The 24,818-nt window shown below is 69.6% G+C and carries 24 protein-coding genes; 13 read left to right on the top strand and 11 right to left on the bottom strand.

All coding sequences use genetic code 11. The features are described from left to right. Window positions 1–164: 164 nt before the first annotated feature. Complete coding sequence (locus KF889_20875) at window positions 165–608, top strand: NfeD family protein (GenBank protein ID MBX3501904.1); 444 nt, start codon at window positions 165–167, stop codon at window positions 606–608. A 100-nt stretch (window positions 609–708) separates the two neighbouring features. Here the strand turns inward: KF889_20875 and KF889_20870 are convergent, their stop codons facing one another. From KF889_20870 to KF889_20835, 8 genes are all read right to left on the bottom strand, one after another. Beyond that, on the bottom strand, window positions 709–1,761 hold the full coding sequence (locus KF889_20870; GenBank protein ID MBX3501903.1) for a sulfate/molybdate ABC transporter ATP-binding protein: 1,053 nt from the start codon (window positions 1,759–1,761) through the stop codon (window positions 709–711). After that, window positions 1,758–2,615 (bottom strand): sulfate ABC transporter permease subunit CysW, encoded by an 858-nt coding sequence (gene cysW, locus KF889_20865; protein ID MBX3501902.1) that lies wholly within the window; start codon window positions 2,613–2,615, stop codon window positions 1,758–1,760. The genes KF889_20870 and cysW overlap by 4 nt, the downstream gene beginning before the upstream one ends. Further along, the gene (gene cysT, locus KF889_20860) at window positions 2,612–3,460 is read right to left on the bottom strand and encodes a sulfate ABC transporter permease subunit CysT (GenBank protein MBX3501901.1); all 849 of its coding nucleotides are present in this window, start codon (window positions 3,458–3,460) and stop codon (window positions 2,612–2,614) included. The genes cysW and cysT overlap by 4 nt, the downstream gene beginning before the upstream one ends. 166 nt (window positions 3,461–3,626) lie before the next feature. Next, the gene (locus KF889_20855) at window positions 3,627–4,634 is read right to left on the bottom strand and encodes a sulfate ABC transporter substrate-binding protein (protein ID MBX3501900.1); all 1,008 of its coding nucleotides are present in this window, start codon (window positions 4,632–4,634) and stop codon (window positions 3,627–3,629) included. Window positions 4,635–4,719: 85 nt separating this feature from the next. Continuing rightward, window positions 4,720–6,597, bottom strand: a complete 1,878-nt coding sequence (gene cysC, locus KF889_20850; protein ID MBX3501899.1) for an adenylyl-sulfate kinase — start codon at window positions 6,595–6,597, stop codon at window positions 4,720–4,722. Then, the gene (locus KF889_20845) at window positions 6,597–7,391 is read right to left on the bottom strand and encodes a sulfate adenylyltransferase subunit 2 (GenBank protein MBX3501898.1); all 795 of its coding nucleotides are present in this window, start codon (window positions 7,389–7,391) and stop codon (window positions 6,597–6,599) included. The genes cysC and KF889_20845 overlap by 1 nt, the downstream gene beginning before the upstream one ends. Further along, entirely contained in the window at window positions 7,391–8,122 is a 732-nt protein-coding gene (locus KF889_20840) for a phosphoadenylyl-sulfate reductase (protein MBX3501897.1), read from the bottom strand. Before KF889_20840 ends, KF889_20845 begins: the two co-directional genes overlap by 1 nt. A gap of 184 nt (window positions 8,123–8,306) precedes the next feature. Then, window positions 8,307–9,248, bottom strand: coding sequence for an acetamidase/formamidase family protein (locus KF889_20835; protein MBX3501896.1), 942 nt, complete (start codon window positions 9,246–9,248; stop codon window positions 8,307–8,309). Window positions 9,249–9,313: 65 nt separating this feature from the next. Between KF889_20835 and KF889_20830 the strand changes: the two genes are divergently transcribed. From KF889_20830 to KF889_20820, 3 genes are read left to right on the top strand one after another with little or no spacing between them, the layout of a single operon-like run. Then, window positions 9,314–10,204, top strand: coding sequence for a 23S rRNA (adenine(2030)-N(6))-methyltransferase RlmJ (locus KF889_20830; protein ID MBX3501895.1), 891 nt, complete (start codon window positions 9,314–9,316; stop codon window positions 10,202–10,204). A gap of 43 nt (window positions 10,205–10,247) precedes the next feature. Beyond that, window positions 10,248–11,666, top strand: a complete 1,419-nt coding sequence (gene cls / locus KF889_20825; protein ID MBX3501894.1) for a cardiolipin synthase — start codon at window positions 10,248–10,250, stop codon at window positions 11,664–11,666. Then, complete coding sequence (locus KF889_20820; protein MBX3501893.1) at window positions 11,639–12,418, top strand: endonuclease/exonuclease/phosphatase family protein; 780 nt, start codon at window positions 11,639–11,641, stop codon at window positions 12,416–12,418. The genes cls and KF889_20820 overlap by 28 nt, the downstream gene beginning before the upstream one ends. Before the next feature lie 55 nt (window positions 12,419–12,473). On the opposite strand, the gene KF889_20815 is transcribed toward KF889_20820, so the two are convergent. The 3 genes from KF889_20815 to KF889_20805 all read right to left on the bottom strand — a co-directional run bounded on the left by KF889_20815 (window position 12,474) and on the right by KF889_20805 (window position 15,051). Next, window positions 12,474–12,803 (bottom strand): DHCW motif cupin fold protein, encoded by a 330-nt coding sequence (locus KF889_20815; protein MBX3501892.1) that lies wholly within the window; start codon window positions 12,801–12,803, stop codon window positions 12,474–12,476. A gap of 3 nt (window positions 12,804–12,806) precedes the next feature. Continuing rightward, entirely contained in the window at window positions 12,807–14,048 is a 1,242-nt protein-coding gene (locus KF889_20810) for an MFS transporter (GenBank protein ID MBX3501891.1), read from the bottom strand. Between the two features lie 175 nt (window positions 14,049–14,223). Further along, entirely contained in the window at window positions 14,224–15,051 is an 828-nt protein-coding gene (locus KF889_20805) for a polyphosphate kinase (protein ID MBX3501890.1), read from the bottom strand. 107 nt (window positions 15,052–15,158) lie between these two features. Here KF889_20805 and KF889_20800 point away from each other — a divergent pair, with 107 nt between their 5' ends. The 9 genes from KF889_20800 to KF889_20760 all read left to right on the top strand — a co-directional run bounded on the left by KF889_20800 (window position 15,159) and on the right by KF889_20760 (window position 24,816). Beyond that, on the top strand, window positions 15,159–16,280 hold the full coding sequence (locus tag KF889_20800; GenBank protein MBX3501889.1) for an ABC transporter permease: 1,122 nt from the start codon (window positions 15,159–15,161) through the stop codon (window positions 16,278–16,280). Window positions 16,281–16,282: 2 nt separating this feature from the next. Next, window positions 16,283–17,149, top strand: a complete 867-nt coding sequence (locus KF889_20795) for an ATP-binding cassette domain-containing protein (protein ID MBX3501888.1) — start codon at window positions 16,283–16,285, stop codon at window positions 17,147–17,149. Then, window positions 17,150–18,217 (top strand): MCE family protein, encoded by a 1,068-nt coding sequence (locus KF889_20790; protein ID MBX3501887.1) that lies wholly within the window; start codon window positions 17,150–17,152, stop codon window positions 18,215–18,217. Beyond that, window positions 18,214–18,957: a membrane integrity-associated transporter subunit PqiC gene (locus KF889_20785; protein MBX3501886.1), complete on the top strand. Its 744-nt coding sequence runs from the start codon at window positions 18,214–18,216 to the stop codon at window positions 18,955–18,957. The genes KF889_20790 and KF889_20785 overlap by 4 nt, the downstream gene beginning before the upstream one ends. A 121-nt stretch (window positions 18,958–19,078) precedes the next feature. Next, entirely contained in the window at window positions 19,079–19,474 is a 396-nt protein-coding gene (locus KF889_20780) for a RidA family protein (protein MBX3501885.1), read from the top strand. Between the two features lie 3 nt (window positions 19,475–19,477). Further along, on the top strand, window positions 19,478–20,650 hold the full coding sequence (locus KF889_20775) for an FAD-binding protein (protein MBX3501884.1): 1,173 nt from the start codon (window positions 19,478–19,480) through the stop codon (window positions 20,648–20,650). 115 nt (window positions 20,651–20,765) lie between these two features. Further along, the gene (locus tag KF889_20770) at window positions 20,766–22,277 is read left to right on the top strand and encodes a 3-hydroxyacyl-CoA dehydrogenase (protein ID MBX3501883.1); all 1,512 of its coding nucleotides are present in this window, start codon (window positions 20,766–20,768) and stop codon (window positions 22,275–22,277) included. Between the two features lie 9 nt (window positions 22,278–22,286). Then, the gene (locus tag KF889_20765) at window positions 22,287–23,198 is read left to right on the top strand and encodes an EamA family transporter (GenBank protein ID MBX3501882.1); all 912 of its coding nucleotides are present in this window, start codon (window positions 22,287–22,289) and stop codon (window positions 23,196–23,198) included. 178 nt (window positions 23,199–23,376) lie between these two features. Then, window positions 23,377–24,816, top strand: coding sequence for a thioredoxin (locus KF889_20760; GenBank protein MBX3501881.1), 1,440 nt, complete (start codon window positions 23,377–23,379; stop codon window positions 24,814–24,816). The last annotated feature ends 2 nt before the right edge of the window (window positions 24,817–24,818 follow it).

Raw genomic sequence — 24,818 nt, 5'->3', positions numbered from 1 at the left:
ATCATGGGCACCCTGGGCGGCATCGCCGAGCTGGCCAAGGAGGCCCAGGCGCGCGCCGCGGCCGGCATGACGGCATTGCCGGCGCCGGCGGGCGGCGGTTCGTCGGCGCGTCCGGCCGGTCCGTGGACGCAGCCGTAAGAGCATATACAAGGGGGGAAACCACGATGTCGGGCTTCACGATCGTTTTCTGGCACTGGTTCGCGCTCGCGGGCGTGCTGCTGCTGCCAGAGATGTTCATGCCCGGCATCGCGTTCCTGTTCATGGCGATCGGCGCCTTCGCCACCGGCGTGCTGAAGCTCGTGTGGCCGTCGGCGACCCTGGACATCCAGCTGGGATGCTTCGCCGTCGTCAGCATCGCCGCCTTCGCCGGCATGCGCGGCTGGATCCGCCAGATCTTCAAGGTGCGCGAAGGCGACCGGCTCAACGAGCGCGGCGGCCAGCTGGTCGGCACGACCATCACGCTCTCCGACGCCATCCGCAACGGCCACGGCCGCGTGCGGGTGGGCGACGGCAGCTGGAACGTCAGTGGCCCGGACATGGCCAGCGGCGCACGGGTGCGCGTGATCGCCGTCGACGGCGCGACGCTCAAGGTCGAGCCGGCGCCTTAACCCTCCATCGTCGTCCTGAGCGCAGCGAGGGGCCCCGCGGTAGTGCGGTCGCATGCCCGTGCTGTGACCGGACGGACCACCGCAAGGTCCTTCGCTGCGCTCAGGACGCCGCCGTTGTAAACGACGCGGCGCGGCGGAAGCGCAGCGAGACCGTATCGCCGGGCCTGAGGCGGTCGGCCTCGTGCAGGTGATGGGCCTGCTCGATGTCGATCGTCGTGCCGTCGGCGAGCGTGATCTCCAGGGCGGCGACCGGGCCGGCGAGGCTGACGGCGCGGACCGTGGCGCTGCCGTCGCCGGCACGGATCGCCGACACGTCGTGCGGGCGCACGAAGAGCATGGCCTTGCCGTTGGGAATGTGCGCGCCGTCGAGGCGGTCGACGATGACGCCCGGCAGCTCGAGCCGGCCGTCGACGATGTCGACCGGGACCCGGTTGGCCTTGCCCAGGAAGTCGAAGACGAAGGCGTTGGCCGGGTTGGCGTAGACCTCCTCAGGCGCGCCGACCTGCTCGATGCGGCCGCTGCCCATCACCACCACGCGGTCGGCGAGCTCGAGCGCCTCCTCCTGGTCGTGGGTGACGAACAGCGTCGTCATGCCGAGCTGCTCGTGCAGATGGCGCAGCCAGCGGCGCAGCTCCTTGCGCACCTTGGCGTCGAGCGCGCCGAACGGCTCGTCGAGCAGCAGCAGCGAGGGCTCGATGGCGAGCGCGCGCGCCAGCGCCACGCGCTGGCGCTGGCCGCCCGAGATCTGGTGCGGATAGCGCGCGCCAAGATCGCCGATCTGCACCAGGCTCAGGAGGTTGGCGACGCGCGCCTTGATCTCGGCCTCCGAAGGCCGCGCGCGGCGGCGCTGCACGCGCAGGCCGAAGGCGACGTTCTCGGCCACCGACATGTGGCGGAACAGGGCGTAATGCTGGAAGACGAAACCGATATGGCGGTCGCGCACGCTCTGGTTCATCGCGTCTTCGCCGGCGATGCGCAGCGTGCCGGTATCCGGCCATTCCAGCCCGGCGATGATGCGCAGCAGCGTGGTCTTGCCCGAGCCCGATGGCCCGAGCAGCGCGATCAGCTCGCCCTTGGCGACATCGAAATCGATGTCGCGCAACGCCACCGACGTGCGGAAGCGCTTGCCGATGCCCTTGAGCGCGATGGTCATGAGGACGACCGGTCCCGGGCCGGCGTGCTCCACTCGACGATCGCCTTGCCCAGCAGGGTGAGCAGCGCCAGGCAGGCGAGCAGCGAGGCGACGGCGAAGGAGGCGACGAAATTGTACTCGTTGTAGAGGATCTCGACGTGAAGCGGCATGGTGTTGGTCTCGCCGCGGATGTGGCCCGAGACCACCGACACCGCGCCGAACTCGCCCATCGCACGCGCGTTGCTCAGCAGCACGCCGTAGAGCAGCCCCCAGCGGATGTTGGGCAGGGTGACGCGGCGGAAGGTCTGCCAGCCCGAGGCGCCCAGGCTCAGCGCCGCCTCCTCGTCCTCGGTGCCCTGTTCCTCCATCAGCGGAATCAGCTCGCGCGCGACGAAGGGGAAGGTGACGAAGATTGTCGCCAGCACGATGCCGGGGATGGCGAAGATGATCTTGAACTCCATCTCCGAGAGCCACGGCCCCAGCCAGCCCTGCAGGCCGAACAGCAGCACGTAGATCAGGCCGGCGATCACCGGCGAGACCGAGAAGGGCAGGTCGATGAGCGTGGTCAGCACGCTCTTTCCGCGGAAGTCGAACTTGGCGATCGCCCAGGCCGCGGCGATGCCGAACACCAGATTGACCGGCACGGCGATGGCCGCGACGATCAGGGTGAGCTTGATCGCCTCCAGCGCCGTCGGCTCGATCAGCGCCGCGATATAGGGTCCGACGCCGCGACGGAAGGCCTCGACGAAGACGCTGACCAGCGGCAGCACGACGAAGATCGCGATGAAGCCGAGCGCCACGGCGATCACCAGCAGCCGCACAGGCAGCGGCTCGGCACGAACGTCGGCGGCTTCCCTGCGGCGCGGCACGATCAGTGCTCCTGGTAGCGCCGCGACCAGCGCTGCAGCAGGTTGATGCCCAGCAGCAGGGCGAAGGACAGCAGCAGCATGACGGCGGCGATCGCGGTCGCCTCGCCGTAGGCGTATTCCTCGAGCTTGATGACGATCAGCAGCGGTACGATCTCCGACACCATCGGCAGGTTGCCGGCGATGAAGATCACCGAGCCGTACTCGCCCACGGCGCGCGCGAAGGCCAGCGCAAAGCCGGTGGCCAGCGCCGGGAAGAGCGTCGGCAGGATCACGCGGCGGATGGTCTGCAGCCGGCTGGCGCCCAGCGAGGCGGCGGCTTCCTCGACATCGGCGCCAAGGTCCTCCATTACCGGCTGCACCGTGCGCACGACGAAGGGCAGGCCGATGAAGACCAGCGCGACGAAGACGCCCAGCGGCGTGAAGGCGACCTTGATGCCCATCTCCGCCAGCGGCGCGCCGATCCAGCCGTTCTCGGCGTAGAGCGCGGTGAGCGCGATGCCGGCCACCGCCGTGGGCAGCGCGAAGGGGATGTCGATCAGCGCGTCGAGCAGCCGCCGGCCGGGAAACGCGTAGCGCACCAGGACCCAGGCGATCAGCGTGCCGAACACGGCGTTCAGCGCGGCGGCGGCGAAGGAGGCGCCGAAGCTCAATCGCAGTGCCGCCAGCACGCGCGGCTCGGCGATCGTCTCGGCGATGCCTTCGAGGCCCAGGATCGAGGCCATGGCGAACAGGCTGACCAGCGGGACCAGCACGATCAGGCCGAGCCAGGCCAGCGTCATGCCGAGCGTCAGGCCGAAGCCGGGCAGGATGCTGGCGCCGATGCGGTGGCCTGCGCTGGTGGCGATGCTCATGCTGGAGTTTGCCTTCCCCCGGAGGGGGAAGGTGCCCGAAGGGCGGAAGGGGGATGTCGAAGACGAACGCAGGAGTCCGTGTTCGACATCCCCCTTCCGTCGCGCTGCGCGCGCCACCTTCCCCCTCCGGGGGAAGGGAGAGTGGCAAGCGCGAACATCTCGATGCTCACCGCGAGCGAAGGATGCGATCGAAGACGCCGCCGTCGGCGAAATGCGTCTTCTGTGCCTGCTGCCAGCCGCCGAAATCCTGGTCGATGGTCAGCAGGTCGAGCTCGGGAAAGGTTTTGGCGTGCCGCGCGGCGACCGCCGCGTCGCGCGGCCGGTAGTTGTGCCTGGCGGCGATCTCCTGGCCTTCGGCGGTGTAGAGGAACTCGAGATAGCCCATCGCCAGCGCCCGCGTGCCGCGCCTGTCGACCACCCTGTCGACCACCGTCACCGGCGGCTCGGCCAGGATGCTGACGCTGGGGATCACGATCTCGAGCCTGTCCCTGCCCAGCTCGTTCGTCGCCAGATGCGCCTCGTTCTCCCAGGCGAGCAGCACGTCGCCCTGGCCGCGCTGCACGAAGGTGATGGTCGAGCCGCGCGCGCCGGTGTCGAGCACCGGCACGTTGGCGTAGATCTCCTTGACGAACTGTTCGGCCCGGCGATCGCCGGCGCCCTCGCCGCGGCGCGCGTAGCCCCAGGCGGCGAGATAGTTCCAGCGCGCGCCACCCGACGTCTTGGGATTGGGCGTGATCACCCTGACGTCCTTGCGCGTCAGATCGCTCCAGTCCCTGACATTCTTCGGGTTGCCCTTGCGCACCAGGAAGACGATGGTCGAGGTGCAGGGCGTGGCGTTCTCGGGCAGGCGCTTCTGCCAGTCCCTGGCGATCAGGCCCTTGCCGGCGATCGCGTCGATGTCGTAGGCGAGCGCCAGCGTGACGACGTCGGCTTCCAGCCCGTCGATCACCGAGCGCGCCTGCTTGGCGGCGCCTCCATGCGATTGCCTGATGGCAACAGCTTGACCGGTCTTCGACTGCCAGGCCCTGGCGAAGGCGGCGTTGACCTCGGCGTACAGCTCGCGCGTCGGATCGTACGAGACGTTGAGGAGCGTTTGGGCTGGCTTGGCGTGGACGGCGGGCGGGAGCGCAAGCGCGGCGCCGGCCGCGGCAAGCATGGATCTGCGGTGAAGCATGACGCACCTCCTGACATGGGTGTCGTGTCGGTCGAGGAGGCCGACAGGATCTGGCGCCGGGGCGTTGCGGGGAACGCGGCCTGGGTCAGCTCAGGACAGCGCCCCAGCCGCCGTGCCGGTCGCCTGTGCTGGTGCCGCTTTTGTCCTCGATGAAGGCGACCAGCGCCTCCGCCGATCGCTTCGCGGACTCCTCGGTGGTGTCGAGCACCAGGTCAGCCTGCAGCGGCACCTCGTAGGGCGCGGTGACGCCGGTGAACGAGCCCAGCTGGCCGCTGGCGGCCAGCCCGTAGAGACCCTTCGGGTCGCGGCCGCGACAGGTCTCGACATCGGCCCGCACATGCACCTCGTGGAATCCCTCGCCGACGATGCGCCGCGCCTCGGCGCGGTCGCGCGCGTAGGGCGAGATCAGCGCGGCGAGCACGATGGTGCCGCTCTCCGCCAGCAGGCGCGCGACCTGCGCCGTGCGCCGGAGATTCTCGGCGCGGTCTTCGCGCGCGAAGCCGAGATCGGCCGCCAGCCCGTCGCGCAGATTGTCGCCGTCGAGCAGTATCACCTGGCGTCCGTCGTCGAAAAGGCGGCGCAACGCCAGATTGGCGATCGTCGACTTGCCGGCGCCGGAGAGGCCGGTGAGCCAGAAGACGCCGCCGCGATGGTGGTTGCGGCTCTCGCGCTCGGCGCGCGAGACGCTGGGCCGCACCGCGACGGTGTTGTTGCGTGCCGCCGTCAGCGCGCGCTCGACGATGAAGCCGCCGACCACCTTGTAGTCGCTGGTCAGCACGCCGCGGCCAGCGCGCGGATCGTCGGCGAAACGGTCGAGATGCAGCGGCTGGGTCGAGCGCAGCACGATCTCGCCCACGCCGTTGCGCTCGACGTGCGAGCCGGGGCCGGCGGCGAGAGTCTCGACGTCGATCACCTTCTCGATCGCCGCCACGACAACGTCGACATCCGCCGTGCCGTAGCGCGCGCGCAGGCGGCGGCCGGCGCGCAGCGGCTCCTCGTCGAACCAGAAGACGCGGACCGCCACCGCGCGGCTTTCGGCCGGCGTCGCGTCGGGCGCGCTCAGCAGATGGCCGCGCGCGGCGAAGACCTCCTCGTCGAGCGTCAGCGCGATGCTCTCGCCGGCCGAGGCGCTGTCCCGTGGCTCGGCGCGCGCCCAGTCCTCGATCGCCGCGACCTGGGCGCGCCGGCCGGTGGGGCTCAGCTGCAGCGTGTCGCCGACCTTGACGCCGCCGCTCTCGATGCGGCCGACGATGGCGCGTCGGTCGCCCAGCCGGTAGACGTCCTGCACCGGCAGGCGCAGCGGCGCGTCGACCGGCGCCGGCCTGCGCACGAAGCCGTCGAGCGCCTGGGTGATCGTCGGGCCGCGATACCAGCCCATCGCCGCGCTCGCGAGGGCGATGTTGTCGCCGTGGCGCGCCGAGACCGGCACGATCGCCGCCGGGCGGATGCCGATCTCGCGCAGATAGTCGGTGATCTCGCGCTCGACCTCGGCGAAACGCGCCCTGTCGTGGCTGACCAGGTCCATCTTGTTGACCGCCACGATCACCTGGGCGACGCCCAGCAGATGCAGCAGGTAGGCATGGCGGCGCGTCTGCTCCGAGATCCCGATCTTGCCGTCGACGACCAGCACGGCGCCGTGCGCCCGCGAGGCGCCGGTCACCATGTTCTTGAGGAACTCCTTGTGGCCCGGCGCGTCGATGATGACGTAGCGCCGCTGCGCGGTGCTGAACCAGATCTGCGTGACGTCGAGGGTGATGCCCTGGTCGCGCTCGACCTGCAGGGCGTCGAGCAGGAAGGACCATTCGAACTGAAGGCCGCGCTTCTGCGACACCGCGCGCAGCTGGGCGAGCTTGCTCTCGGGCAGCGAGCCGGTGTCGTGCAGCAGGCGGCCGACCAGGGTCGACTTGCCGTGGTCGACATGGCCGACGATGACGATGGGGAAGGCGCGCTCGACGACGCTCATCACATATACCCCGCGACGCGCAGACGCTCGAAGGCGTCCTCCGAATCATGGTCCATGGCGCGCCCGGCCCGTTCCGGCTCGCGCGTCTTTTCGAGCTCGAGCACGATCGAGTCGATGTCGGCGGCGTGGCTGTCGATCGGGAAGGTGATGCCGATCTCGCCCAGCGAGCGGTAGCGCTTGCCCTCGCGCGCGAAGTAGAGCGGCACCACCGGGATGCCCTCGCGGCGGATGTAGCGCCAGATGTCGAGCTCGGTCCAATGCAGCAGCGGATGGACGCGCACATGCGTGCCGGGCGGGAACTCGGCGTTGTAGAGGTTCCAGAACTCCGGCGGCTGGTCGCGGACGTCCCAGGCGCCGTCGGCGCGGCGCGGGCTGAAGACGCGTTCCTTGGCGCGCGTCGCCTGCTCGTCGCGGCGGATGCCGGCGATGATGCCGCTGAAGCCGTAGCGCGCGATGGCTTCGGACAGGCCCAGCGTCTTGCGCGCGGCGACGCGGGTATTGGGCGGCAGCGAGGGATCGGTGCGCTCCAGCGGCGGGCAGGGATCGGCGATCAGCTCCAGCTCCCACTCTTTCACGTAGCGCTCGCGGAATTCGTAGGTCTCGGGGAACTCCAGGCCGGTGTCGAGATGCATGACCGGGAAGGGCACGCGGCCGAGGAAGGCCTTGCGCGCCAGCCAGATCATCACGTTGGAGTCCTTGCCCAGCGACCACAGCATGGCCAGCCGCTCGATGCGGCTCCTGGCCTCGCGCAGGATGTAGATGCTCTCCGATTCGAGCCAGTCGAGGTCGTCCATCACGCCTCTCCGCGCACCGGCATCGAGGCCAGCCCGTGAATACCGCACTCGGTCTTGTCGAGGCCGCGCCAGCGTCCGGCGCGGCGATCCTCGCCGACGCGCGTCGGCGCCGAGCACGGCATGCAGCCGATCGAGCTGAAACCGTCAGCCTCCAGCGGATGGCGCGGCAGGTCGTTGGCGACGAAGTAGCGCTCGACGTCCCCGACGCTCCACAGCGCCAGCGGGTTGAGCTTCAGCCGGCCGCCCTCGAGCTCGACCATGGGCAGGTTCGACCGCGCATCGCCGTGGCTGCGCTTGCGGCCGTTGATCCAGGCCTCGAAGCCGTCCAGCGCGCGCTCCAGCGGCGCCACCTTGCGCAGCGCGCAGCAGCGGTCGGGATCGCGCCGCCACAGCAGGCCGTCGGCATCCTCGGCGGCGATGGCCCCGGCATCGGGCGCGATGCTGCGCACGTCGCGCAGGCCCAGCCGGTCGATCAGCGTGTCGCGGTAGCGCAGCGTCTCGGGGAAGAGCTTCTGCGTGTCGAGGAAGATCACCGGCGTGTTGCGGTCGATGCCGGCCACCATATGCAGCAGCACGGCGGCCTCGGTGCCGAAGGACGACACCAGGGCGATGCGGTCACGATAGGCGCCGGTGATCGCCAGGCGCAGGAAGTCGGGGGCCGAGGCGGCGCGCGAGACCTGGTCCAGCAGCCGCAGGTCATCGTCGAAGGGGGGCAGCACGGTGTCGGGCATGGGCGCAGATGACAGCGCCCCGGCCCTTCGCTCAAACGATCATGTCTAAAGCTAGTGTGGAATTAAACTATTGAACACTCGTAGAATGTTGAATTAACGCTCTCTGTCATCCCGAGCGGAGCGAGGGATCCAGGTTGGCCTTGGATCCCTCGCTTTCGCTCGGGATGACAGGGTGCGGGCCATCTCACCCGCCGATCAGCTCCTTCCTGATCATGCAGTGCACGCCCTTGTTGCCGTCGACGGTCTGGGTGACGTGCAGGTCGGCGGCCAGGCTGCACAGCATGTAGGCGTCCTCGGCCGCGATGCCGGTCTTGCCGCGGATCAGCCGGATCATGTCGCGCAACGCCTCCTTGGCGGCGTCGTCGAGGTCGGGGTCGAAGCCGTGGGTGATCCAGTGGGTCGGCGTCTCGCCCCGGGGATTGTTCAGCTTCATGTCCTTGCGCACGGTGAAGCGGAAGGTGCCGGTGAGGCAGGTCTCGAGCGCCGTGAGGTTGACCTCGCCGTCGCCCTGCACGCCATGACCGTCGCCGGTCGAGAATAGCGCGCCGGGCGCGAAGACCGGCAGGTAGATGCTCGTGCCGACGCCCAGCTCCTTGTTGTCGATGTTGCCGCCGAAGGCGCGCGGCTCGACCGAGCTGCACTGGCCCCAGGCCGGCGGCGGCGCCACGCCCATGATGCCGAAGAACGGCTTGAGCTCGAGCTCCGTGCCCCAGGGCATGCGGCAGACATTGCGGTTGCGCTCGATCGGGATGTGGGTCAGCCGATAGGACGGGAAGTCCTCGGGCAGCGTGCCCATCAGCGGCCGCTGCACGTTCCAGCCCCAGTCGACGCGGAACTGGATGTCGAGAATGTCGACCTGCAGCGCGTCGCCCGGCTCGGCGCCCTCGACATAGACAGGACCGGTAAGGATATGGCGGCCCAGATGCGGCGCGCATTGCTCGTGGATCTCGCGGTGCTCGGGCAGGATCGCGAAGGGCGGGTCGGGCAGGATCTCCTTCGCCCCCGAGACGCATTCGATGGTGACCATCTCGCCCGACTTCACCCGCGCCTTGGGCTCCAGCTTGCTGTCGAAATAGCCCCAGTGGATGGTCTGCGGCGACGATTTCAGGACGATCGGTGCGGACATCGGAACTCCTGCCCAGGACGGCGCGATCCAAGCATGAACCGCGCCGTCGTGGTATAGCCACGCTTATGAACTACCAGCACGGATTTCATGCCGGCGGTTTCTCCGACGTGCTCAAGCACGCCACGCTGGCCAACCTGATCGCGGCTTTGTCGGCCAAGGACAAGCCGTACCTGGTCATCGACACCCATGGCGGGCGCGGCGGCTACGACCTGACCGGCCAGGGCGCGGTGACCATGGAATGGAAGACGGGCATCGGCCGCCTGCTGCCGATCCGCCAGCCGCCGGCGGCGCTTGCCGACTACATCCGCGTGGTGCGCTTCTACGACAAGAAGTTCGGCAGCTTCGGCGTCAAGCCGGCCGAGGGCGTGCGGCACTATCCCGGCTCGCCGCGCATCGCGCGCGCCCTGCTGCGGCCCGACGACCGGCTGGTCGTGGCCGAGCTCAACCCGCGCGAGTCGGTGTTCCTGAAGCGCGAGTTCGCCGGCGACAAGGGCATCGAGGTGCGCGAGGAGGACGGCTACGGGCTGCTGAAATCCATGCTGCCGCCGCCGGAGCGGCGCGCGCTGGTGCTGATCGACCCGCCCTATGAATCGCGCGACGAGACCGCCGACGCCGTCGCGGCGATCGGCCATGGCCTGCGCCGGTTCGCCACCGGCGTCTACGCGCTGTGGTATCCGATCAAGGACATGAAGTTCGTCCAGGCGCTGCACGAGGCGGTGATCGCGCTCGACCCGCCGGAGGCCATCGCCGTGCACGTCCAGATGATGCGCATGAACCCGCAGCCGCGCATGCTGGTGGGCTCGGGCATGGTGGTGATCAATCCGCCGTGGAAATTCGCCGACACCATGCGCGAGCTGGCGCCCTGGCTGGCGCGCAACATCGGCAGCAACCAGACGGCCACGGCCGAGGTGAAGACCCTGGTGGCGGAAAAGGGCGGGCGATCGCCCGAGGATTGACGGCATGATCGCCACGCGCGCTCGTCGCCGATAGGGGCTCCGCTTGCTGCTGGCCATCGCCATCGCCTTTCACGTCGCCGGCGTCGGCTGCGCGCTGCGCGCATTGATGCTGGGGCGCGCGCCGCAGGGCACCGTGGCGTGGATTCTGTCGCTGATCCTGGTGCCCTACCTGGCCCTGCCGGCCTATGCGCTGTTCAGCCACGGCAAGTTCCATGGCTACGTCATCGCGCGGCGCGCCCGCGTCGAGGAGCTGGGCGCGCTGATGCGCCACGGCGGCGAGGCGATCGAGCGGGCGCGCGCGCCGCTCGACGTCGCCGATCCCGAGCCGCTGAGAGCCCTGGAACGGCTCGCCGGCTTTCCCTTCACCCGCGGCAACGGCGCGCGGCTGCTGGTCGACGGCCCCGAGGCCTTCACCGACATGCTGCAGGGCGTGCGGCAGGCGACGAAATACGTGCTGGTGCAGTTCTACGTCGTGCGCGACGACCGGCTGGGCGCCGCCTTCCGCCGTATCCTGGTCGATCGCGTCGCATCCGGCGTCAAGGTCTACGTGCTCTACGACGACGTCGGCAGCGAGAATCTGTCGAGCCGCTACATCCAGTCCCTGGTCGACGGCGGCGTGTCGGTTTCCTCGTTCAACGGCCGCAAGAGCTGGTTCGTGCGCCACTCGCGCATCAACTATCGCAACCACCGCAAGATCGTCGTCGTCGACGGCGAGTCGGCATGGGTCGGCGGGCTGAACATCGGCGACGAGTACGTGCATCGCGATCCGGTGCTGTCTCCGTGGCGCGACACCCATGTGCACGTGCGCGGCCCCAGCGCGCTGTGCTGCCAGATGAGCTTCATCGAGGACTGGTTCTGGGCGACCGGCGAGGCGCTGGCGCTGGTCTGGGACATCGAGGCCCCGCCGGCGGAGGATCGCGTCGTGCTCGCGCTGCCGACGGGGCCGGCCGACGACCTCGAGACCTGCAGCCTCGCCTTCACCCAGATGATCGCGCTGGCCCGCAAGCGGGTGTGGATCGCCAACCCGTACTTCGTGCCCGATTCGGCGGCGCTCTCGGCGCTGATCCTGGCCGCGCAGCGCGGCGCCGATGTGCGCATCCTGCTGCCCGGCCGCCCCGACCACTACACGACCTGGCTGGCGAGCCTGTCCTTCGTGCCGGAGCTGACGCGCGCCGGGATCGCGGTGCTGCTCTATGAAAGCGGCATCCTCCACCAAAAAGTCGCGCTCATCGACGATGATCTGTGTACGGTAGGAACCGCGAACTTCGACAATCGTTCCTTCCGCATCAACTTCGAGATCACCTTGGCCTTTCTCGACGAAGCATTCGCACAGGAAGTCGCGGCGATGCTCGAGCGCGATTTCGCCGGCGCGCGATCGGTGTCGGCCGATATCGTGCAGGCCCGTCCATTCCCCTTCCGCGTCGCGGTGCAGGCATGTCGTTTGCTGGCACCGGTGCTCTAGTCGGCGAGGACGTGCGCACGGTCGTCGCCGATGCGCCGGCCGAGCCCGCCCTGATCCGCGCCGCGACCTACAACGTGCATTCCTGCATCGGCATGGACCGGCGCAGCGATCCCGACCGCGTGCTGCGCGTCATCGACGCGATCAACCCGGACATCCTGGCGCTGCAGGAGGTGCGCGCCTATTCGCCCGACCTCGACCAGTTCGAGCTGTTCCACCGCCGGCTCAACATGGAACCGGTCTTCGGCCAGACCTTCCGCGCCCGGCGCTTCGGCTTCGGCAATGGCCTCTACGTGCGCGGCTCGATCCTGAAGAAGCGCATCGTCGATCTCGCCATCCCGCCCTACGAGGACCGCTGCGCCATCGACGCGGTGGTCGAGGTGCGCGGCCAGCGGCTGCGCGTGATCGCCGCGCATCTGGGGCTGCGCCCCGCCGAACGCGGCCGCCAGATCGAGCTCTTGCGCGACGCGCTGGCGCAGGAGCCCGAGGACCTGACCCTGGTGATGGGCGACCTCAACGTCTTCGGCCCCGAGCGGCGGCGGCTGACCAAGATCGGCGCGCCGATGGATCTGAAGCGCGTGCGCACATTTCCGGCGCCGCGGCCGCTGATGGCGCTCGACCGCCTGTGGTCGATCCCGTTCGACAACCTGGAAAGCCTCGAGGCGTTCTCGACCGACGGCGCGCGCTGGGCCTCCGATCACCTGCCGTTGGTCGGCATGGTCCGGCCGCTTTCAGTCCTGTCATCCCGAGCGTAGCGAGGGATCCAGGGCGGCCCTGGATCCCTCGCTACGCTCGGGATGACAGTCCGGCTCAATCGACGATGAACAGCTTCGCACCGACCGCCGTACGCGAGCGGTGCGGCTCGGCGTTGTCGGCGACCTGGTAGCTCATGCCCGGCCTGAGCACGAAGCGGCGGCCGTCCTTCAGCTCGGTGTCGAGCTCGCCGTCCAGGCACATCAGGATGTGGCCCTTCTCGCACCAGTGATCGGCGAGGTAGCCCGGCGTGTAGTCGACCAGGCGCACGCGGATGTCGCCGAACTGGCGCGTGCGCCAAATCGCCTTGCCGGTCTCGCCGGCATGCTCGGTCGGCTCGACTTCGCTCCAGTCGGTGGTGCCGAAGGGGATCGCGGACATCTTCATCGCTCAGGACTCCATGGCGGCGCGCCGTGCCCGTAGCACGGATGGCTCGGGACAGAACAGCACGGTCAGTCCAGCGGCGAGCGCCAGCGCGGCGCTGGCGGCGATCGCCGCCGTGTAGGACTGCGTCGCGTCGAAGATCCAGCCCGCCGCCGGCGGTCCCACGAGGATGCCGACGGCGACGCTGGCGTATTGCGCGCCGAGGATCGAGCCCACGGCCCGGGTGCCGAAATAGTCGGCCATCACCGAGGGCGCCAGGGCGACGAAGCCGCCGTAGAGCGCGCCGAACATTGTGGCGAAGACGACCAGCGCCAGCCAGTGGCTGGTCGAGGCCCACAGCAGCAGGGCCGGGCACGAGCCCAGGATGCTGAGCGCGTACATGCGCCGCCGGCCGATCCTGTCGGCCAGGCCGGCGAAGACGAAGCGGCCCAGCGTGCTGCCGACGCCCAGCAGCATGATCAGCGTCACGCCGAAGGTCTCGCCGTGGCCGACGTCGCGCGCGTAGGGCACCATGTGCACGAAGGGCGTGAACAGCCCGAACGAGTAGATCGCGCAGGCCGCGAACAGCAGCCAGAACACCGGCATGCGCATCGCCTCGCCCAGGCTGGCGCCGGAGGCCGGCGCGGCCGGGCCGGCGGCGGCGGGCGCGGCATCGCCGTCGGGCAGCAGGCCGTAGGTTTCCGGCGAGCGTCGGATGGTGAGGGTCGAGAACAGCGCGGCGGCGAGCGCGATCAGCGCCAGGCCGGCCCAGGCGCCGCGCCAGCCGACGCTGTCGATCAGCAGCTTGGCCAGCGGCGGGCCGGCGAGGGTGCCGATGCCGATGCCGGCCACGGCGATGCCGGTGGCCAGCCCGCGCTTGCGGTTGAACCAGCGCTGAAGCGCCGCGACGGCGGGCACGTAGGCGGCGCCGACGCCCAGCCCCACGCCCAGGCCGTAGCCGGCGAAGACCTGCCACAGGGTCTCGGCGCGGCTGGCGGCGAAGATGCCCAGCGCCACCAGCGCCATGCCGCCGCCGACCACGAGGCGCGGCCCGAAGCGGTCGGCGATCGCCCCGGTGATCAGGCCGAGCGAGAAGTACAGCGCGCCGGCGATCGAGAAGACCAGCGAGATCTCGCCGCGGTTGGCCGCGAACTTCTCCTGCAGCGGCAGGAAGAAGCTGGAGAAGCTGTAGGCGATGCCGAAGCCGACGCACAGCACCACGAACGTGCCGGCGACCACCCACCAGCCGGGAAAGACGCGACGGCTCATGGTCTTCCCTTCTCCCCGCGCAGGCGGGGAGAAGGTGCCCGGAGGGCGGATGAGGGGCTTCGCGGAGTCTCAACAGCGACGCCATCGGTCGTTGCGCGAGGAAGCCCCTCATCCGCCTCGCTGACGCTCGGCACCTTCTCCCCGCCTGCGCGGGGAGAAGGGACGGACACAGGCGTCATGTCCTGTCCGCTCGCGACGCCAGCGGGCTGACCTTGTCGGGATCCCAGCCGATCACCTTGCGCGCCGCCTCGGCGACCGCGGGATCGACCGGCGGCGGCTCGAGGTCGGCGCCCTTGCCCAGCAGATCGGCGACCAGCTCGACGCCGTCGACCCGGCTGCGCTTCTTGCTGTCGCTGGAGATCACGTACCACGGCGCGTCGTCGGTGTCGGTGCGCTCCAGCATGTCGTCGAACGCCTCGACATACTCGTCGCGCCGGCCGAGGTTGCGGAAGTCCTCGAGCGTCACCTTGAAGCGCTTCTCCGGCGTTTCCAGCCGGCGCATGATGCGCTCGCGCTGCTCGGCGGCGCTGAGGTTGAGCAGGATCTTGATCAGCTTGACGCCGGAATCGGTCAGCATCTTCTCGAAGGCGTTGATCTCGCCATAGGCGCGCTGCCACTCGCTCTTCTTCGCATAGCCCTCGATGCGCTCGACCAGCACGCGGCCGTACCAGGTGCGGTCGAAGATGGCGAGGGTGCCCGGCGCCGGCAGCTTCTCCCAGAAGCGGTAGAGGTAGTGCTTGCCCTGCTCGTCGGGCCGTGGCGCCGCGATGCGCCAGACCTCGACCGGCCGGGGGTCGAGCTTCTCGGTCAGGCGCTGGATCAGGCCGCCCTTGCCGGCGGCGTCCCAGCCCTCGATGGCGACGATGGCGCGGGCATTGGTGCGCGACAGCCATTGCTGGACCCGCAGCAGCCTGAGCTGCGCGCGGACCAGCCGCTTGAGGTAGTCGTCCTCGTCGATGCCTTCGGCCAATGGCAGCTTGTCTAGCTTCTTCCAACGCCCCATCTTGTGTGTCCGAGTCCTTCGTTCGCCCAATATTTCGTCATCGTGCCCCGTCCCATCCGCCCCGTCGAGCGTTGACACGCATGGTCGACATCCCCCAAGCGCGTGACATGAGCGGTGGCGAGGAAGCCGCGCCGTGGTGGCGGGTCGCCGACCGCAAGGATGGCCCGGTGATCGTCGCCGGCGGCCCCTGGGTGGTCATGAGCCTGCGCGATCTGCAGGCCGGTGCCGACGGTCCGCCGGCCGACGCCAGGAGGATCGACATCGCCGGCATCACGGCGCTGGACACGGCCGGCGTCACCGAGCTGGTGCGCCTGCGCCGCGCCGCGGGCGACTGCCCGATCGAGGGCGGCGACGAGGCCAGGGGCAGCCTGATCGAGCTGGTCGAGCGCAATGTCTGCGAGGCGCAGCCGCCGCCGCCGCAGCTGCCCATGCTGCTCGACGTCCTCAACGACCTGGGCGAGACCTTCACGCGCTTCCTCGACCGCGCGGCGCGCCTGCTGGAGTATTTCGGCGAGGTGTTGTTCGTCATCGCCAAGGGCCTGTTCCGGCCGCGCGCGGTTCGGCTCAACGCCACCGTGGTGCAGATGCGCGAGGTCTGGGTCCGCGCCCTGCCGATCGTGGCCATCCTGCTGTTCCTGATCGGCGTCGTCGTCGCCTACCAGGGCGTCGAGCAGCTCAAGCAGTTCGGCGCCGAGACCTTCACCGTCGAGGCCGTCGGCATCAGCATCCTGCGCGAGCTCGGCGTGCTCCTGACCGCGATCATCGTCGCCGGCCGCTCGGGCAGCGCCTTCGCCGCCCAGATCGGCACGATGAAGGTCAACCAGGAGCTCGACGCCATGCAGGCCATGGGCATGTCGCCGGTCGAGTGGCTGGTGGTGCCGCGCATCGCCGCGCTCACGCTGTCCATGCCGCTGCTGGTGTTCTGGGGCAACGCCGTCGGCCTGCTGGGCGGCGCCTTCGCCTGCGAGATCTATCTCGACTTCACCGTCAGCCAGTACTTCGACCGGTTGCGCGACACCATCAGCATCAATCATTTCTGGGTCGGCATGATCAAGGCGCCGGTGTTCGGCTTCGTCATCGCCGCCATCGGCTGCTACGAGGGCCTGCAGGTCGAGAGCGACGCCGAGAGCGTCGGGCGTCAGACGACGACGGCGGTTGTCGAGTCGATCTTCTTCGTCATCGTGCTCGACGCGATGTTCTCGATCTTCTTCCTCTCGGTGGGCATGTGAGCATGGCGGCGGAGAGCATCGCCGCGCCGGCACCCGGGCCCCCGTTGGCCGAAGGCGGCCAGATCCGCGATCATCGCGACGGCCGCGAGACGGTCATCAGCCTCCGCGACATCCGCAACAAGTTCGGCACCACCAACATCCATCGCAATCTCGATTTCGACGTATTCCGCGGCGAGATTGTCGGCCTGGTCGGCGGCTCCGGCTCCGGCAAGTCGGTGCTGCTGCGCACGATCATCGGCCTGCAGAAGCCCAGGCAGGGCCGCATCGAGATCCTCGGCCAGGACGCCGCGACGCTCGGCCCGTCGGCGTTGGGGAACCTGCAGACCCGCTGGGGCGTACTTTTCCAGGAGGGGGCGCTGTTCTCGTCCCTGACGACGGCGGAAAACATCCAGTTGCCCCTGCGTGAGCGTGCGCGTCTGCCCCAGTCGAAGCTCGAGGAGCTGGCCGCGTTGAAGATCGCCATGGTCGGGCTGCCACCGGATACCGCCGGCAAGAAGCCGTCCGAGCTGTCGGGCGGCATGAAGAAGCGCGCCGGCCTGGCGCGCGCGCTGGCGCTCGATCCCGAGCTGCTGTTCCTCGACGAGCCGACCGCCGGGCTCGACCCGATCGGCGCCTCGGCCTTCGACGACCTCATCCGCCAGCTGCAGCGCAGCCTGGGGCTTACCGTGCTGATGGTCACCCACGACCTCGACACGCTGCACGCGATTTGCGATCGCGTCGCCGTCCTGCTCGACAAGCGCGTCGTGGCCGGTACGATGGACGAGCTGATGGCGTACGATCATCCCTGGGTGCGGGACTACTTCCACGGGCCGCGCGCGCGGGCCGCCGGGATCGGCACCGGTGGCGGCGAGCGGCACAAGAGAGCCTGAATGGAACATCGCTCGCCCTACGTCGCGATCGGCGCCACCGTCCTGGTCTTCATCCTGGCGGTGGTCGGCTTCGTCGTCTGGAAGCTGCGCGCCGGCAGCCAGGAGAACCTCGCCTATTACCGCATCCTCTACGACGAGGACGTCCAGGGGCTGACGCGCGATTCGCCGGTCTACTATCGCGGCCTGCGCGTCGGCCGCGTGCAGGCGATCAACCTGGTGCGGCTGCCGGCCGAGCTCAGCGACGCCGAGCGGGTGCAGAGCCCCGACAAGGGCGCCCGGCGCATGGTCGAGCGCATCTCGGTCGTCGTCGGCATCGATCGCACGATCGACATCCACACCTCGGCGCGCGCGGTCTTCGAGCGGCCGCTGATCACCGGCGCGGCCTACATCCAGATCGTCGCCGGCATGGGCCCCGTACGCGACGATGCCGAGCTGCCCAAGCGCCAGCTCGACGAGGAGCCGTTCCCCGAGATCGTGGCGATGCCCTCGACGCTGCAAAGCACGGCGCAGAGCGCACAGGAGCTGTTCGCCAAGGCGAGCACCCTGGTCGACCGGCTCAACACGGCGCTGTCGGCCGACGCGGTCGCCGCCTTCAACGACAGCCTCAAGAACCTCTCGACCCTGACCACGTCGCTGGCACGCAACGAGGGCAACCTCGACAAGGCGCTGGCCGAGCTGCCGCGGGCGATCACCGAGATGCGCGGCACGATGGAAAAGTTCACCCAGGCGGCCGACACCATCAACCTGATCGCGCTGGAGATCGGCCCGCAGGACGAGCAGACGCGCAAGGCGCTGGCCGGCAAGACTCCGAGCGAGGTGCGCCGCACGCTGTCGAGCCTGCGCGAGGCGGTCGACGGCATCAACGCCACCACCGCCTCGCTCAACAGGATGGTCGCCGACAACCGCGGCCCGGTGCGCCAGTTCACCGAGCAGGGCCTGGTCGAGCTCAATGCCACCATCCGCGAGCTCAAGAGCCTGTCGTCCAACCTCAACGCCATCTCGACGCGCCTCGAGCGCGACCCCGCCAACTATCTGTTCGGCAGCAAGCAGGGATACCAGCCGAAATGAGCGATCCGGATTCCAGGATCCCGCGGCGCGTCGCGGCCGCGGTGGCGTTCGCCGCGCTGCTCGGCGCCTGCAGCCTGCTCGACAAGGCCGACGACCCGGTCAACCTGTTCACCGTCACGCCCAAGAGCACCTTCGACGCCGGCCTGCCGATGGTGCGCTGGCAGCTGATCGTCGAGACGCCGACGGCGGCGGCGCATCTCAACAGCGGCCGCATTGCGCTGCAGATGACGCCGACCTCGTCCGACTACTACGCGCAGAGCGCCTGGATCGATCGCGCGCCGTTGATGGTGCAGACCCGCACGGTGGAGTCATTTGAGAACACCAAGCGCATCGTCGGCGTCGGCCGCGATCCGGTCGCGGTGAAGGCCAACTACATCCTGCAGACCGACCTGCGCGAGTTCCAGGCCGAGTACTTCCACGGCGGCGCGCCGATCGTGCATGTCCGCATCATCGCCCGGCTGGTGCGCATGCCCGACCGCCAGATCGTCGGCGCCGCCGCGTTCGAGCGCTGCTGGCGCGCCAGGGCCGACAAGATACCCGAAGTGGTGAAGGCCTTCGACGAGGCGCTGGGCTCGGTGCTCAAGCGCCTGGTCGCCTGGACGCTGACCGCCGCACCGCCGCACGTGCTGCCCGATGGCGTGCCCTCGCCGGCGCCGCGCGGCGGTGCCGCCGGCGTCGACAACAGCGCCGGCTGCCCGAAACCGGGGCAGAACGTCGACACGCCTGTCGTGCAGGACTGAGATCTGTCATCCCGAGCGCAGCGAGGGATCCAGGCCGACCTTGGATCCCTCGCTGTGCTCGGGATGACAGAGATACCAGCGTAGGGCACCATGCCTCCCGCGAACTGAAGGAGAGGGCGTCATGCAGGTTCTACAGCCAGCCGACTGGGCGCGGCCGCGCGGTTTCTCGCATGGGCTGGTGCTCGACAAGCCGGGCCGCTGGGTCGTGCTGGCCGGCCAGACCGGCACCAACGAGGCGGGCGACTACGACGAGGATTTCGCCGCCCAGGTCGCCGCGGCGCTGAAGCGCATCGTCAAGCTGGTACGCGAGGCGGGCGGCGGGCCCGAGCACATCGTGCGGCTGAACTGGTACATCACCAGGCAGGACGAGTACGAGGCCGCCGGCGCCGGCATCGGCGCGGCGTGGAAGGAAACGCTGGGCCGCAACTTCCCGACCTCGACTTTGCTCTATGTCTCGGGCCTGGTCGACCGTCGCGCCAAGGTCGAGATCGAGGTCACGGCCTTCATCCCGCAATAGGACATGGCCAATCGCTGGACGAACTGGGCGGGCAATGTCGAGTGTGCGCCGCAGGCGATCGTCGTGCCGCGCGACGAGGCCGACGCGATCGCCACGCTGCGCGCCGCGATCCGCGACGGGCTGACGATCCGCGCCGTCGGCGCCGGCCACTCGCACGCCCCGCTCTGCGCCAGCGATGGCATGCTGATATCGCTCGACCGGCTGCTCGGCGTGCGCTCGGTCGATCGGGAGCGCCAGCGCGCCACGATCGGCGCCGGCACGCGCATCAGCGCGCTGGGCGAGCCGCTGCTGGCGCATGGCCTGGCGTTGGCCAACCAGGGCGACATCGACGTCCAGGCGCTGGCCGGCGCGATCTCGACCGGCACGCACGGCACCGGCCCGTCGCTCGGCAGCCTGTCGACCATGGTGCGCGGCCTGCGGCTGATCGACGGCCGCGGCGATCTCATCGACGCCGACGAGAGCACGCCGGCGCTGCTGCGCGCCGGGTCGGTCGCCATGGGCAGCGTCGGCGTGATCCTGCGCGTCACCCTGCAGCTGGTGCCGGCCTATCGGCTGCACGAAAGGCTGTGGTCGGCGCCGCTCGAGCAGACCATGGACCGGCTCGACATGCTGATCGCCGCGACCCGGCATTTCGAGTTCTTCTGGCGGCCCGATACCGGGATGTGCGATTGCAAGGCGCTGCATCCCACCAACCTGCCGCCCGATCCGATGCCGCATGTCGAGGGCCAGCGCATCGACCACAGCTACCGGGTGTTTCCCTCGGTGCGCCAGGTCAAGCATGTCGAGAGCGAGTGGTCGGTGCCGGCGGAGAAGGGACCCGAGTGCTTCCGCGAGATCCACGCGCTGATGACCACGAAGCATCCCGACGCGCGCATGGCCGTGGAGTATCGCACCGTGGCCGAGGACAATCTGCTGCTCAGCCCCAATTACGGGCGCGCCAGCGTGACGATCTCGATCCACGAGTATGTTGATCGCGACTGGCTGCCGTTCTTCAGCGACGCCCAGGCGGTCTTCGTCAACCACGACGGCCGGCCGCACTGGGGCAAGTGGCACTCGCTGCGCGCCCTGGACGTCGCCGACCGCTATCCGGGCTTCAACGCCTTCCACGCCACCCGCCGCTCGCTCGATCCGCGGGGCGTTTTCCTCACCCCCTACATGGGCGGCTTGTTCGGCTGAGGCGGGTTCGCTAAAGCCTGTCATCCCGAGCGCAGCGAGGGATCCACGATGACCCTGGATCCCTCGCTGCGCTCGGGATGACAGTGATCTGAAGACCGACCGCAGGAGCCCCGCCATGAGCCTCGACGTTTCGCGATCCGACCTCGTGGTCGGCGTGGTGGGCACCGGCGCGATGGGCCGCGGCATCGCCCAGGTCAGCGCCCAGGGCGGCATCCGCACCCTGATGTACGACGCGGCCGAGGGCGGCGCCGCCAAGGCGCGCGAGGCGATCGTCGGCCAGCTCAAGGGCATGGTCGCCAAGCAGCGGCTCAGCCAGGAGGATGGCGAGAGGGCCGAGCGCAGCCTCGAGATCGCCGAGGGGCTGCAGGCGCTGGCGCCGTGCCACGTCGTGATCGAGGCCGTGTTCGAGAACCTCGAGGTCAAGCAGAAGCTGTTCGGCGAGCTCGAATCGGTGGTCAACGACACCGCGATCCTGGCCTCCAACACCTCCTCGATCCGCATCGCCTCGATCGCGCGCAACCTCAGGAAGCGCGACCGGGTCTGCGGTATGCACTATTTCAACCCGGTGCCGCTGATGAAGCTGGTCGAGGTGATCCGCGCCGCCGATACCGCGCCCTGGGTGGTCGAGGCGATGGTGGCGCTCGGCAGGCGCCAGACGCGGGTGCCGGTGGTCGTCGGCGACACGCCGGGATTCCTGGTCAATCTCGGCGGCACGGCGATCGGCACCGAGGGCCTGCGCATCTACCAGGAGGGCCGCGCCACGCCCTCGCAGATCGACGCCATCATGCGTGACGCCGGCGGCTTCCGCATGGGACCGTTCGAGTTGATGGACCTCACCGGCATCGACGTGAACTTCCCGGCGCGCAAGATCATCTACGAGGGCTTCTTCCACGACCGCCGCATGACGCCCAGCCCCTATCACGAGGGCCTGTTCCATGCCGGCAAGCTCGGCCGCAAGACCGGCGGCGGCTGGTACGACTACAAGGACGGCAACAAGGTCGATCCCGGCGCCGATGTCGTGAGCGACGCCAAGGTCGCCGAGTATCTCGTGGCCGACGCCGACGCCGACGAGGCGGTGCTCGACCTGCTGCGCGCCGGCGGCGCCGAGGTCTCCCCGCACGACGATGGTGAGGCACCGATCATCGTCACGCCGCTGGGCGACGACTGCACCGCGGTCTGCGTCGCCGGCGGGCTCGATCCGAAGCGCACCGTGGCGATCGACCCCACCGGCGACTTCGCCAAGCGCGCCACGATCATGATGGCGCCGGGCGGCGACGTGGCCGCGCGCAACGCCGTGGCCGCGACGCTGACGGCGGCCGGCGCCAAGGCCACGGCGATCAAGGACAGCCCGGGCTTCGTGCTGCAGCGCATGCGCGCGATGATCGCCAATCTCGGCTGCGAGATGGCGCAGATCGGCATCGCCTCGGCCGCCGACGTCGACACCGCCATGACGCTGGGGCTGAACTATCCGCAGGGCCCGCTGGCGATGGCCGATGCGATGGGCGTGAAGGACACGCATCGCGTGCTCGAGCGCATCCAGGCGATCACCGGCGACGACCGCTACCGGCCGAGCCAATGGCTGCGCCGCCGCGCGCTCCTGGGGCTCAGCGCCACGACGGAGGAGTAGGGGCAGGCCGTGCCCCTGCACCATATCGCCGGCGCGCTGCTCGTCGCGGTCATCTGGGGCTTCAATTTCGCCGCCATCCGCATCGGCCTCGACTCGTTCCCGCCGCTCCTGATGACGGCGCTGCGCTTCGTCGGCGCGGCGATCCCGGTGCTGTGGCTGGCGCGGCCGACCAACGCGTCGTGGCCGATGATGATCGCCGTGGCCTTCACCTGGTATGTCGGCCAGTTCGTCTTCCTGTTCTCCGCCATGGCCGAGAGCGTGCCGCCCGGCCTCGCCGCTGTCATCGTGCACACCCAGGCGCCGCTCACCATCGTCTTCGCCCTGCTGATCGGCGAGAGGCCGACGCCCAAGCAGGGCGCCGGCGTGACCATCGCCGTGCTCGGCCTCGTGCTGGTGGGCGCCTCGGTCGGCGGCGCGGGTATCGGCGCCGTGACGGTCATCGGCTTCGGCCTCGCCCTGATGTCGGCGACCAGCTGGGCGGTGGGCAATATCCTCGCCAAGCGGCTGGGCCGCATCGACCTCAACATGGTGGCCTGGCTCAGCCTGATCGCGCCGTTGCCCTCGCTGGCGCTGTCGCTGTGGCTCGAAGGGCCGGCGGCGATCGCCGCCTCGGTCGCCAACGCCACCTGGGCCAGCTGGCTGGCCATCGCCTATCTCGCAGTCATGGCGACCCTGGTGGCCTACCTGATCTGGGGCTCGCTGCTGCGCCTCTATCCCGCCAGCGCCGTCACGCCCTTCGCGCTGCTGGTGCCGGTGATCAGCGCCGTCGTGTCCTACTTCGCCTTCGACGAGCGCTTCGGGCCGCTGCGGCTCTCCGGCATGGCGCTGATCGTCGGCGGCCTGGCGGTGATCGCCTGGCCGGTTTCTTCCTTCTCCCCGCGAAGGCGGGGAGAAGGTGCCGAGCGCCAGCGAGGCGGATGAGGGGCTTCTCGTTCGACACCATCAACTGCCGCTGTTGGCGCACCGCGAAGCCCCTCATCCGGCGCTTCGCGCCACCTTCTCCCAGCCTTCGCGGGGAGAAGGGAAGAACCCAACGCCCGATAGACGGCCGTCCCGGCTGACGTTAGCCTCCGTGCCCAGAACATCGAGGGACGTCCACATGGTGAGCCTGCCCGACGGATTGGCCGTCGTCGTCAAGCGCGATTGCCCGACCTGCGAGCTGATCACGCCCGTGCTGCACCAGCTCGCCGGCGGCCGCGAGAAGCTCACGGTCCTGACCCAGGACGATCCGGCGTTCCCCGCGGGTATCTCGGGCGTGGTCGACGACACCGATCTCGAGCGCTCCTGGCATCTCAACATCGAGACCGTGCCGACGGTGATCCGCATTGTCGGCGGCCGCGAGTCGGCGCGCGCCTTCGGCTGGCATCGCGGCGAATGGGAAGCGCTCACCGGCGTGCGCGGCCTGGGCGAGGGCCTGCCGGCCGAGCGGCCGGGCTGCGGCTCGAAGACGGTCGATCCCGGCATGGTCGACGAGCTGGAGCTGCGCTTCGGCGGCGTCAGCTTCGCCGCGCGCGCGGTAGAGATCGGCGGCTACGAGGACGATGTCGAGGCCTGCTTCGAGCGCGACTGGAGCGACGGGCTGCCCGTGGTGCCGCCGACGCCGGTGCGCGTGCTGCGCATGCTGCGCGGCACGATGCGTGACCCCAAGGAAGTGCTCGGCATGATGCCGCCGGACTACCCGGCCTGCACGGTCGAGAAGGTGGCGATCAACGCCGTCATGGCCGGCTGCAAGCCGGAGTACATGCCGGTGCTGCTGGCCGCCGTCGAGGCCGCGCTCGACGATCGCTTCTGCCTGCACGGCGTGATCGCCACGACGATGTATATCGGGCCGATCGTCATCGTGAACGGCCCGGCGCGCCGCCACCTCGGCATGAACTGCGGCGTCAATGTGCTGGGCCAGGGCAACCGCGCCAACAGCACCATCGGCCGCGCCCTGCAGCTCACCATCCGCAACATCGGCGGCGGCAAGCCCGGCGGCGTCGATCGCGCCACCCTGGGCAATCCCGGCAAGCTCGGCATGTGCTTCCCCGAGGACGAGGAGGGCATGTCCTGGGATCCGCTCTCGGTCGAGCGCGGCGTCGCGCGCGGCAAGTCGGCGGTGACGGTGTTCGCCGGCTACGGCGTGCAGGGCATCGTCGATCAGAGCTCGCGCACGGCGGAGTCGCTGGCGAAGAGCTTCGCCATGGCGCTGAACGCGGTGTTCCATCCCAAGACCTTCCCCGGCCCCGACGTCTTCATCGTCTGCTCGCCCGAGCATCACCGCGTCTTCCGCGACGCCGGCTGGAGCAAGGCGCGGGTGAAGGAGGAGCTGCACCGGCTCTGCGTCGTGGAGGCCGACAAGGTCCTGCGCGATGTCGATGGCTGCGCCGTCGGCGTGCCCGAGAAGCTCAAGGGCAAGACCCTGCACAAGTTCCGCCCGGACGGACTCAACATCGTCCATGCCGGCGGCTCGGCGGGCCTGTTCTCCGGCCTTCTGGTCGGCTGGGGCGCGCACGCCGAGATCAATTCCCAACCCGTCACCAAGGAGGTGCGAAGCTGACC

This window comes from Alphaproteobacteria bacterium (assembly GCA_019635875.1).
Taxonomy (GTDB): Bacteria; Pseudomonadota; Alphaproteobacteria; order Reyranellales; family Reyranellaceae; genus JAFAZJ01.
The sequence above is the reverse complement of the archived record's forward strand: the minus strand, read 5'-3'. Positions and strand labels throughout refer to the sequence as shown.

What these genes read in the sequence shown, in the direction of transcription:
- KF889_20800 (MBX3501889.1), top strand. Translation starts at nt 15,159, where the DNA reads ATGAGCGGTGGCGAGGAAGCCGCGCCGTGGTGGCGGGTCGCCGACCGC.
- KF889_20795 (MBX3501888.1), top strand. Translation starts at nt 16,283, where the DNA reads ATGGCGGCGGAGAGCATCGCCGCGCCGGCACCCGGGCCCCCGTTGGCC.
- KF889_20810 (MBX3501891.1), bottom strand. Translation starts at nt 14,048, where the DNA reads ATGAGCCGTCGCGTCTTTCCCGGCTGGTGGGTGGTCGCCGGCACGTTC.
- KF889_20820 (MBX3501893.1), top strand. Translation starts at nt 11,639, where the DNA reads ATGTCGTTTGCTGGCACCGGTGCTCTAGTCGGCGAGGACGTGCGCACG.
- KF889_20815 (MBX3501892.1), bottom strand. Translation starts at nt 12,803, where the DNA reads ATGAAGATGTCCGCGATCCCCTTCGGCACCACCGACTGGAGCGAAGTC.
- KF889_20805 (MBX3501890.1), bottom strand. Translation starts at nt 15,051, where the DNA reads ATGGGGCGTTGGAAGAAGCTAGACAAGCTGCCATTGGCCGAAGGCATC.
- cysC (MBX3501899.1), bottom strand. Translation starts at nt 6,597, where the DNA reads ATGAGCGTCGTCGAGCGCGCCTTCCCCATCGTCATCGTCGGCCATGTC.
- KF889_20840 (MBX3501897.1), bottom strand. Translation starts at nt 8,122, where the DNA reads ATGCCCGACACCGTGCTGCCCCCCTTCGACGATGACCTGCGGCTGCTG.
- KF889_20760 (MBX3501881.1), top strand. Translation starts at nt 23,377, where the DNA reads ATGGTGAGCCTGCCCGACGGATTGGCCGTCGTCGTCAAGCGCGATTGC.
- KF889_20785 (MBX3501886.1), top strand. Translation starts at nt 18,214, where the DNA reads ATGAGCGATCCGGATTCCAGGATCCCGCGGCGCGTCGCGGCCGCGGTG.
- KF889_20845 (MBX3501898.1), bottom strand. Translation starts at nt 7,391, where the DNA reads ATGGACGACCTCGACTGGCTCGAATCGGAGAGCATCTACATCCTGCGC.
- KF889_20855 (MBX3501900.1), bottom strand. Translation starts at nt 4,634, where the DNA reads ATGCTTCACCGCAGATCCATGCTTGCCGCGGCCGGCGCCGCGCTTGCG.
- cysT (MBX3501901.1), bottom strand. Translation starts at nt 3,460, where the DNA reads ATGAGCATCGCCACCAGCGCAGGCCACCGCATCGGCGCCAGCATCCTG.
- KF889_20775 (MBX3501884.1), top strand. Translation starts at nt 19,478, where the DNA reads ATGGCCAATCGCTGGACGAACTGGGCGGGCAATGTCGAGTGTGCGCCG.
- KF889_20870 (MBX3501903.1), bottom strand. Translation starts at nt 1,761, where the DNA reads ATGACCATCGCGCTCAAGGGCATCGGCAAGCGCTTCCGCACGTCGGTG.
- KF889_20830 (MBX3501895.1), top strand. Translation starts at nt 9,314, where the DNA reads ATGAACTACCAGCACGGATTTCATGCCGGCGGTTTCTCCGACGTGCTC.
- KF889_20875 (MBX3501904.1), top strand. Translation starts at nt 165, where the DNA reads ATGTCGGGCTTCACGATCGTTTTCTGGCACTGGTTCGCGCTCGCGGGC.
- KF889_20770 (MBX3501883.1), top strand. Translation starts at nt 20,766, where the DNA reads ATGAGCCTCGACGTTTCGCGATCCGACCTCGTGGTCGGCGTGGTGGGC.
- KF889_20790 (MBX3501887.1), top strand. Translation starts at nt 17,150, where the DNA reads ATGGAACATCGCTCGCCCTACGTCGCGATCGGCGCCACCGTCCTGGTC.
- KF889_20780 (MBX3501885.1), top strand. Translation starts at nt 19,079, where the DNA reads ATGCAGGTTCTACAGCCAGCCGACTGGGCGCGGCCGCGCGGTTTCTCG.
- KF889_20835 (MBX3501896.1), bottom strand. Translation starts at nt 9,248, where the DNA reads ATGTCCGCACCGATCGTCCTGAAATCGTCGCCGCAGACCATCCACTGG.